6 protein-coding genes, 15 tRNA genes and 2 rRNA genes are annotated in these 7,879 nt (G+C 39.7%); 21 read left to right on the top strand and 2 right to left on the bottom strand.

Features of this window, described 5'->3' with window-relative positions:
* The 17 genes from B1A98_RS19500 to B1A98_RS19420 form a co-directional block, all read left to right on the top strand.
* Positions 1–100, top strand: a 23S ribosomal RNA gene (locus B1A98_RS19500); the annotation flags it as partial.
* A 155-nt stretch (positions 101–255) separates the two neighbouring features.
* Positions 256–371, top strand: a 5S ribosomal RNA gene (rrf, locus tag B1A98_RS19495).
* 54 nt (positions 372–425) lie between these two features.
* Positions 426–500, top strand: a tRNA-Asn gene (locus B1A98_RS19490).
* 5 nt (positions 501–505) lie between these two features.
* Positions 506–598 (top strand) — tRNA-Ser (locus B1A98_RS19485).
* 31 nt (positions 599–629) lie between these two features.
* Positions 630–704, top strand: a tRNA-Glu gene (locus B1A98_RS19480).
* Positions 705–710: 6 nt separating this feature from the next.
* A tRNA-Val gene (locus B1A98_RS19475) sits at positions 711–786 on the top strand.
* 21 nt (positions 787–807) lie between these two features.
* Positions 808–881 (top strand) — tRNA-Met (locus tag B1A98_RS19470).
* A gap of 4 nt (positions 882–885) precedes the next feature.
* A tRNA-Asp gene (locus B1A98_RS19465) sits at positions 886–962 on the top strand.
* A gap of 20 nt (positions 963–982) precedes the next feature.
* Positions 983–1,058: transfer RNA gene (locus B1A98_RS19460), tRNA-Phe, on the top strand.
* Positions 1,059–1,062: 4 nt separating this feature from the next.
* Positions 1,063–1,138 (top strand) — tRNA-Thr (locus tag B1A98_RS19455).
* Positions 1,139–1,159: 21 nt separating this feature from the next.
* Positions 1,160–1,244, top strand: a tRNA-Tyr gene (locus B1A98_RS19450).
* Positions 1,245–1,251: 7 nt separating this feature from the next.
* A tRNA-Trp gene (locus tag B1A98_RS19445) sits at positions 1,252–1,325 on the top strand.
* 18 nt (positions 1,326–1,343) lie between these two features.
* Positions 1,344–1,419: transfer RNA gene (locus tag B1A98_RS19440), tRNA-His, on the top strand.
* A 15-nt stretch (positions 1,420–1,434) separates the two neighbouring features.
* Positions 1,435–1,506 (top strand) — tRNA-Gln (locus tag B1A98_RS19435).
* Positions 1,507–1,509: 3 nt separating this feature from the next.
* Positions 1,510–1,584 (top strand) — tRNA-Gly (locus B1A98_RS19430).
* Between the two features lie 8 nt (positions 1,585–1,592).
* A tRNA-Cys gene (locus tag B1A98_RS19425) sits at positions 1,593–1,666 on the top strand.
* A 5-nt stretch (positions 1,667–1,671) separates the two neighbouring features.
* Positions 1,672–1,753: transfer RNA gene (locus B1A98_RS19420), tRNA-Leu, on the top strand.
* A 148-nt stretch (positions 1,754–1,901) separates the two neighbouring features.
* On the opposite strand, the gene B1A98_RS19415 is transcribed toward B1A98_RS19420, so the two are convergent.
* Both B1A98_RS19415 and B1A98_RS19410 read right to left on the bottom strand, forming a co-directional pair.
* Complete coding sequence (locus B1A98_RS19415) at positions 1,902–3,014, bottom strand: site-specific integrase (protein WP_063384437.1); 1,113 nt, start codon at positions 3,012–3,014, stop codon at positions 1,902–1,904.
* Positions 3,015–3,117: 103 nt separating this feature from the next.
* Positions 3,118–3,444, bottom strand: a complete 327-nt coding sequence (locus B1A98_RS19410) for a DUF771 domain-containing protein (protein WP_063384436.1) — start codon at positions 3,442–3,444, stop codon at positions 3,118–3,120.
* A 313-nt stretch (positions 3,445–3,757) separates the two neighbouring features.
* Here B1A98_RS19410 and istA point away from each other — a divergent pair, with 313 nt between their 5' ends.
* The 4 genes from istA (at position 3,758) to B1A98_RS19390 (ending at position 7,759) form a co-directional block, all read left to right on the top strand.
* Complete coding sequence (gene istA / locus B1A98_RS19405; protein ID WP_082821691.1) at positions 3,758–5,008, top strand: IS21 family transposase; 1,251 nt, start codon at positions 3,758–3,760, stop codon at positions 5,006–5,008.
* Positions 5,005–5,766: an IS21-like element helper ATPase IstB gene (gene istB / locus B1A98_RS19400; RefSeq protein WP_063384435.1), complete on the top strand. Its 762-nt coding sequence runs from the start codon at positions 5,005–5,007 to the stop codon at positions 5,764–5,766. The genes istA and istB overlap by 4 nt, the downstream gene beginning before the upstream one ends.
* Positions 5,767–6,720: 954 nt before the next feature.
* Positions 6,721–7,488, top strand: a complete 768-nt coding sequence (locus B1A98_RS19395; RefSeq protein WP_063384434.1) for a hypothetical protein — start codon at positions 6,721–6,723, stop codon at positions 7,486–7,488.
* A gap of 1 nt (position 7,489) precedes the next feature.
* Entirely contained in the window at positions 7,490–7,759 is a 270-nt protein-coding gene (locus B1A98_RS19390) for a hypothetical protein (RefSeq protein WP_063384433.1), read from the top strand.
* Positions 7,760–7,879 lie beyond the last annotated feature (120 nt).

Here is a 7,879-nt window from a genome sequence, read left to right as displayed (position 1 = left end):
CTAGTAAGATCCCTGAAAGATGATCAGGTAGATAGGTTCGAGGTGGAAGCGTGGCGACACGTGGAGCTGACGAATACTAATCGATCGAGGACTTATCCTAATTTGAAATGCACAAGCGCCAAGCGCTTAAGCAGATTCTGTTTTATCTAATGGCACGGTATTGCCGGTTACTGACACATATTATCCAGTTTTGAAAGAACAAAAAAAGCTTGCCAAACAAGAATTTTTTGTTATAATAGTAAATGTCTTGAATAGTCTGGTGGCGATAGCGAAGAGGTCACACCCGTTCCCATCCCGAACACGGAAGTTAAGCTCTTCAGCGCCAATGGTAGTGAGGGGCTTCCCCTTGTGAGAGTAGGACGTTGCCAGGCTAAAAAAGATTCTCAATAAATTTATTGCCGGCGTTTGAGCTGGAAATTAATCATTCCGCAGTAGCTCAGTGGTAGAGCAATCGGCTGTTAACCGATCGGTCGCAAGTTCGAATCTTGCCTGCGGAGCCATAAATGGAGAGCTGTCCGAGCTGGCCGAAGGAGCACGATTGGAAATCGTGTAGACGGTTACCGCTGTCTCAAGGGTTCGAATCCCTTGCTCTCCGCCATTTTCAACAGCACCGATCATTTACATACGACGGCCCCTTGGTCAAGCGGTTAAGACACCGCCCTTTCACGGCGGTAACACGGGTTCGAATCCCGTAGGGGTCACCATTATACGGAGGATTAGCTCAGCTGGGAGAGCACCTGCCTTACAAGCAGGGGGTCGGCGGTTCGATCCCGTCATCCTCCACCATAAGAAATACTTTCATATCGACGCGGGGTGGAGCAGCCCGGTAGCTCGTCGGGCTCATAACCCGAAGGTCGCAGGTTCAAATCCTGCCCCCGCAATTTTGGTCCGGTAGTTCAGTTGGTTAGAATGCCTGCCTGTCACGCAGGAGGTCGCGGGTTCGAGTCCCGTCCGGACCGCCATTATACATACAACAAATGTTGGCTCAGTAGCTCAGTCGGTAGAGCAATGGACTGAAAATCCATGTGTCGGCGGTTCGATTCCGTCCTGAGCCACCACTGTGCCGGTGTAGCTCAACTGGTAGAGCAACTGACTTGTAATCAGTAGGTTGGGGGTTCAAGTCCTCTTGCCGGCACCATTCTTAAATCAATATATTCGTGGAGGGGTAGCGAAGTGGCTAAACGCGGCGGACTGTAAATCCGCTCCCTCTGGGTTCGGCGGTTCGAATCCGTCCCCCTCCACCAGTTTTATAGGGGCATAGTTTAACGGTAGAACAGAGGTCTCCAAAACCTCCAGTGTGGGTTCGATTCCTACTGCCCCTGCCAAATTTAAATAATGTTGTGGCGGTCGTGGCGAAGTGGTTAACGCATCGGATTGTGGCTCCGACACTCGGGGGTTCGATTCCCCTCGATCGCCCCATAATTTCTCTATTGATGGGCTATAGCCAAGCGGTAAGGCAACGGACTTTGACTCCGTCATGCGCTGGTTCGAATCCAGCTAGCCCAGTATGCGGAAGTAGTTCAGTGGTAGAACACCACCTTGCCAAGGTGGGGGTCGCGGGTTCGAATCCCGTCTTCCGCTCCAATTATTTTGGCGGCATAGCCAAGTGGTAAGGCAGAGGTCTGCAAAACCTTTATCACCGGTTCAAATCCGGTTGCCGCCTCCATATATGCCGGTGTGGCGGAATTGGCAGACGCGCACGACTCAAAATCGTGTTCCGTGAGGAGTGTCGGTTCGACCCCGACCACCGGTATTTTTAAGAAGATTTAAGTTTCGATAAGAAATTTCAGATAGCTCATAAACCTTGATGTAAAGGGGTTTATGAGCTTTTTTTTATTTCAGAGTATTCGTTAGAAAACGATAAGATTTTAATTTGTTTTACACATTTTTTACACATGGATTCACACAATCATCTGCTCAAAAGTATTTGTACTTAATTGTTCATCTTCAATCCGCAGTTCTTTTAGAACATGCGTATACACTTTTAATGTTGTTTCGATATCCCCATGACCTAAACGCTCACTTACATATTGAATGGATGCTTTTTTATAGAGTAATACACTTCCATGCGTATGTCTTAATCCATGAACGGTAATTGAATGAATTTTTAGCTCAGCTAATAATTTTTTAAGTAACTTATTTGCATTTGTATTGCTAATGACTTTGTACATTGAAGATGGACTGTAAAACACCAATTGCTTAATATTTGTAGGTGTTGATTTAAACAACTCTCTAAAATGACTCATTGTTTTTTTATCCATTTTAATAGTCCGAATGGATTGCTCGTTTTTAGTTGGACCAAATCCTTTTGGAGAGTTCTTTTTGTAACCCCATGTTTTATTTATAGTTATTGTATTATTAACAAAGTCAAAGTCTGTTCTTGTGAGCCCAATAAGTTCTTCGTAACGCATACCTGAAGTAATTGCTAGCAGCAGTAGTGAATAGCCTAATCCTTTATCAAGTTTGTCCCATAAGCTCTGTAATAATCGTTCACTTTCTTCATAATTTAAATGTTTTTCTGTTGATTTTTTTGCTTGTACTGTCCAAGTGAGCTCTGTTTTTCTAGTGAAGTCGATTTGTATTAATTGCTCTTCAATGGCATCTTTTACACATGCTTTAATATGCCCATTGATTTTTGCAACTGTTTCTTTTGCTTTTTCTTTGCCGAGCCAGTTTAAGAAGATTTGATAATGCTGTCTCTTGATATCTTTGATTTCTTTATTTTGGAAATACTCTTTAACAGCTTTTAATGAATACTTATAATGTTCAAGTGTTACAAGACTAACTTTTGGTTCCTTGTAAATTTTTATCCAATTCTCGAAGTATTCATCAAATGGCATCTTTTTTAATGAGGGCACTACACCTTTGGATAATTGAGCCTCAACTTCGGCAGCAGCAATTTGAGCTTCTTTTTTAGTTCGAAAACCTGATTTTCTAATAGGTTTTGCTTTACCATTTACTACATTACTAATAACGTATTGCCAAGAGTTTCCTCTTTTTTGATAACTCGCCATTTTATCACCTGTTTTCTGAATTTACGGTTAGACGAGTGAAATAACGGTTCACTCGTATGATAAAGGAAATGAAAGAAAATGTATAGCTATGCTTACTTGACTGTTATTGATTTTCTGAAAAAATAGTAGTGAAATGCTTGTCTAGAAATTCAGCCATTTTTAGTGCATGAAATGACCAAGTTTGTCCTTTTGATTTTGGATAATAAACAAAGCCACCGTTTTCGATATCAAGGATTTTTCGAAATCTATTTGGGTAAAGGATATTTTCTTTAATCCATTCATGCTTTTTGTTAATCTGTTTTTCTAAATCCTTCATACTCCAATATTTCCCTAACAATGTCTGCTTTTCTAAATCCTCTAATTCAACTTTCGTAATAATTACAAATTCATCGGGAATGGTAACAGTTGCAATTAAATTTAAAGTTTGCATTTAACTTCTCTCCGAATTACATTTAAGCATTTTTGTGTAAATATCTGATTTAGAGATCTTTAATTCAGATAATAAACTTAGAGATAAATAAGAATTAGAAAATAGCATAATTACCAACACCTTATAAATATATTGACAGCTTTTTATTACTGCCTATATGGTATAAATAATCTCTTGAAGAAACTGTTGATTTTGAACAAAATGTCCCCCATGTCAGAATCGGTGCTAAAATCCCTAATAACAACGGTTTAAAATTCCCCATTATTAACAGATAATCGTCTCATAGCTTACTAGTTTAGGAGTGGATGAGACGGTGCTGAAGACAGGGGAATTTTTTATGATTAGAGAGTTGTTTCAAAAGGGCTGGACGAAAACGGCGATTGCCGAGCTAACTGGCTTTGACCCGAAAACAATACGTAAGTATATCAACAGTGACAAGGTGCCAGAAGTAAAAAGCCGGCAGCCAAAGCTAAGCAAACTGGATCCCTTTAAGCCTTATATTCTTCAAAGGATTCAGGAAGGGACAACTAATTGTGTGGTACTGCTGGAGGAGATTCAAGCAATGGGGTATGAAGGAAAGTCCACTATTCTAAGGGATTTCGTAAAACCTTATCGCGTTCAGCCCAAAAAGCAGGCCACTCTCCGGTTTGAAACCCCTCCGGGGAAACAGGCACAGATGGACTGGGCAGAGGTCGGAATGTATGAAGTGAACGGCAGGATTCAAAAGGTCTACGCCTTCATTATGATTCTGGGGTACTCGCGGATGAAGTATATTGAATTTACGACAGATATGAAACTGGAAACCTTAATGAAATGCCATATGAATGCTTTTTCTTATTTTAACGGTCTGCCCCACCATATTCTTTATGACAATATGAAAACGGTGGTCATCAAACATAGCCCCATAGAGATCCGTTTCAACCGGACATTTGAAGACTTTCTGGCCTACTATGGCATTGTTCCTAAAGCATGCAAGCCCAATCGCCCCCAGACCAAAGGAAAAGTGGAAAGAACGGTTCATTATTTAAAGAATAATTTCTTTCAAAGAAAGCATGAACCTACCCTTTATGCGTTAAACGAAGATATTCGAAGGTGGCTGGATCAGACAGCTAATAAAAAGAAAAATGAGACCACAAATGAACCGCCGGTTCAAAGGTTCCAGAAGGAACAGTCGTTTTTACAGCCGTGGGGAATCAAGCCTCTTTTTCCAACGAGTCATTGGGAAATGAGGGAAGTCAGCCGTGACTGTTTCGTTTCTTATCAAGGAAAAAAGTATTCCGTTCCCTTCCGGTACGCAGGGCAAAAAGTAAAAATAAAAATCACGCTGGATCGGGAGATAGAAATTTATGATGAACAGGAATGTATGGCGAAGCATCCGATTTTAACTGAAAAAGCGCAGATGATTGCGAAGAAGGAACATTATGAAGGGCTTCAAAATAAAGAAAAAGGACAGGAAAAGAAGAATCACAACGGTTTGGCGACCCACGATTCTCCGCCTGCCCCAGAAGTCGAGATACGTCCTCTGGCTGCCTATGCGGCATTAGAAGAAGGTGATCCTGTATGAAATACCCTCTTGAAGAACGCCTGCATCAGCTGGGATGGCATCTGACTGCCCATCAGCTGGATGGTTTAACAGAGGATGCATCTAAACATAATGTATCATATTTGGAGTTCTTTCACACGCTTGTTTCTTTAGAATGGGAAAGCCGACAATCCGGCCAGTTGGCCAAAAGGGTGAAACGGGCAAAGCTTCCTTACACGAAGACCATACACGATTTTGACTTTTCCTTTCAGCCCAGTATTAGTGAGCAGCGAGTGAAAGAAACGCTTACCTGCCGGTATATTGCCAATGGAGAAAATAGAATTCTTCTGGGACCGCCAGGTGTTGGAAAAACTCACTTGGCCGTATCCTTCGCCTTGGAAGCGATCACTCAGGGAGCCACAGCATTATTTCTGACGGCCGATGATGTGGCAGCAGAATGTCAAAAAGCCGAAGTCAAAGGCACTCTTTCCCGTCTTGTCAGCAAATGGAGTCGTCCGGATCTGCTTATTATTGACGAAGTTGGATACTTTCCATTTGATGAATTAGCAGCAAATGTGTTTTTCCAAGTAGTATCCCGAAGGTATGAAAAGGGAGCTATTATTCTGACTTCCAATAAGTCTTATATTGAGTGGGGAAAAGTATTTGGGGATGACGTACTGGCTACGGCCATACTGGACCGCCTATTGCATCATGCCGTTACCTTTAATATTAAAGGGGAATCTTATCGTTTGAGGGAAAAGAAAAAGGCGGGAGTTTTTCCCGTCTCTAAACCCAAGTAACCGGCAAAAAAGGGGATTTTTATTCCGGCGAAATTAGGGAATTTTAGATCGGCGTTGACACCCCACAAATTAATTATTGTGGGGGATATTTTTATAACTCGATAATCTTTATTAAAAAAGTGGATGTTTATTTTAATATCCACACCTTTGATGGTTGTGCAAACAAAAAATCAATGTTTTTACTGGTTAATCAGGAGGTATATTTGACTTGAATATTCAAAACATCAATTGTCATTTTTTAAAAGAATGTTTGTGAGAATAAAATCAATCATGAGGCACTGGCTCAGCTAAAACACATTAGATAGAGAGAGTCTAAATAAAAATCAGCAAAAAACTGAATATAAAATAACATTTCACTCACATCACACAAATCCAAGCAACTTAGAATTTGTATTCTTTCTTATGTTCTTCTTCTCCATCTCAACTTACTTCTCTCTTTTCTGCCGAGCTACCGAGCACCATCCTACTTGTTTTTAAGACAACTGAAAAAAGTGTTTTCAGAGAAAAAATAAATGAAGATTTAGTTGGTGATTAGAAATATTATAACTAGAGAAAGATTGTAAAAAATCACACGAAAACCAGAGTGCATAAAAATTTTACCCCACACCACACAAGCCCAAGTAACTCATCCAATTTTCAAATTTTCTCATCCAGTTTGAGCATCATTTGTTCCCTTCCTTAACATTCCTCACAATAACGGAATACCCAGACACCCAGTCACCCGCTTTCATTGAAAGGTAGCAGTCATCAAATCAAAAAGTTCATGAAATAACTTTGTTTTTATGAACATCGCCATTTTTATGGGGACTTTGAAAATAAATTACGATATACAGCAGGTTTTGCAACATATTTACTTTTTCAGACTGTAAGTTAAGTATATTTGGGGTAAATTTTCAAGAGATTTTTTCTCTCTAAGTAGAAACGAAAAAATTCTACAAGAGAGGAATGGTCGTAATGGGCAAAAATCAATCGGAAAAGCAACAAGTAAAAGTAAAGAATGGAGCATTGCCACCTAAGGATATTCAGTTCCCAGCAAGTATCAAAGAAGTTGTAGAGACTGACTGGAAAGTAGCTCTTCTGCTTGAAGAACATCCTGATTTCACAGGTAAGGTTTACATTGCAAAGTTTACAAGCAAATGGGGGAACACAGATACTATTTACTGCGTTTTCTCTGACTTGTTTGATAAGAAAAAACAAAGAGAGTTGACAAAGGAATTGGTAAACAGAGGGAGATTCCACCCAGATGAACTTCAGGCCTTTATACAGTATTTAGATTGTTTAAAAGTGACTGAGCAAACTATTTCTAATGATGAGGGGTATAAGCAACATATTTTGGGAACAACAGAACTTACAAATATTGATGAAGCTGAAAAAGTTTATCGAGCTATTGTTGAACATGCATTAGAAAATGAATCTGTATTCCCATCTAAGGACTTAGGTGGTTATAGAGATGAGCATGACGGAGTTCGATTAGACCAACCTAAAGAAGTAGCTAAATATGGTGAATATGCTATTGCATTTGAGGCATCAAAATTACGTGATCTTTTAGAAGTTACCAACACTAAAAAATTTAATGCAATATTAGGGGATTTAGCAAAGAAAGGAGTATTTTTCCCAGGCTCATCGGAAAATAGAAAGAAAATTACCTTGCGAACAGGTTATGCACCACACTGTTATATCTTTAAAATTGATGAATCAGTATTAACTAAGGGAGGTATGTAAAATGTTTGACGTTAAATATATAAAAGTACTCAAAACAATAGGCGGTAAAACCCGCCTATTGAAAGTATTACTTCCTATTATTAATTATGCCGTCAGAAACTATGAGATTAATGGCTTTCTAGATTTATTTGGCGGAGGTAATAAGTTCATTCCTCAATTAAATAAAAAAGTAGTACCTTTCAGGCTCTATAATGAGCTAGATAATGGTATCTCAAATGTTATGGCTTGTTTATCGAATTGGGGTAGTGCAAGAGTGGATTTGAGTCAATAATTTGGACACAAAAAAGTTAAGTCTTAGGCTGTTCTTCTAATTTGATCCTCAATGGCTTGAGGTGTTTGATAGCCAATACTGCTGTGAATTCTCTTTCGGTTATACCAGCCTTCTATAAAC

The sequence above is a fragment of the Pseudobacillus badius genome, assembly GCF_002189605.1.
GTDB lineage: Bacteria > Bacillota > Bacilli > Bacillales > Domibacillaceae > Pseudobacillus > Pseudobacillus badius.
This window is presented reverse-complemented; position numbering and strand designations above follow the sequence as displayed.

Bases quoted from the DNA above. Each gene is read 5' to 3' on its own strand.
- B1A98_RS19415 (WP_063384437.1), bottom strand. From the start codon at position 3,014: ATGGCGAGTTATCAAAAAAGAGGAAACTCTTGGCAATACGTTATTAGT.
- B1A98_RS19410 (WP_063384436.1), bottom strand. From the start codon at position 3,444: ATGCAAACTTTAAATTTAATTGCAACTGTTACCATTCCCGATGAATTT.
- istB (WP_063384435.1), top strand. From the start codon at position 5,005: ATGAAATACCCTCTTGAAGAACGCCTGCATCAGCTGGGATGGCATCTG.
- B1A98_RS19395 (WP_063384434.1), top strand. From the start codon at position 6,721: ATGGGCAAAAATCAATCGGAAAAGCAACAAGTAAAAGTAAAGAATGGA.
- B1A98_RS19390 (WP_063384433.1), top strand. From the start codon at position 7,490: ATGTTTGACGTTAAATATATAAAAGTACTCAAAACAATAGGCGGTAAA.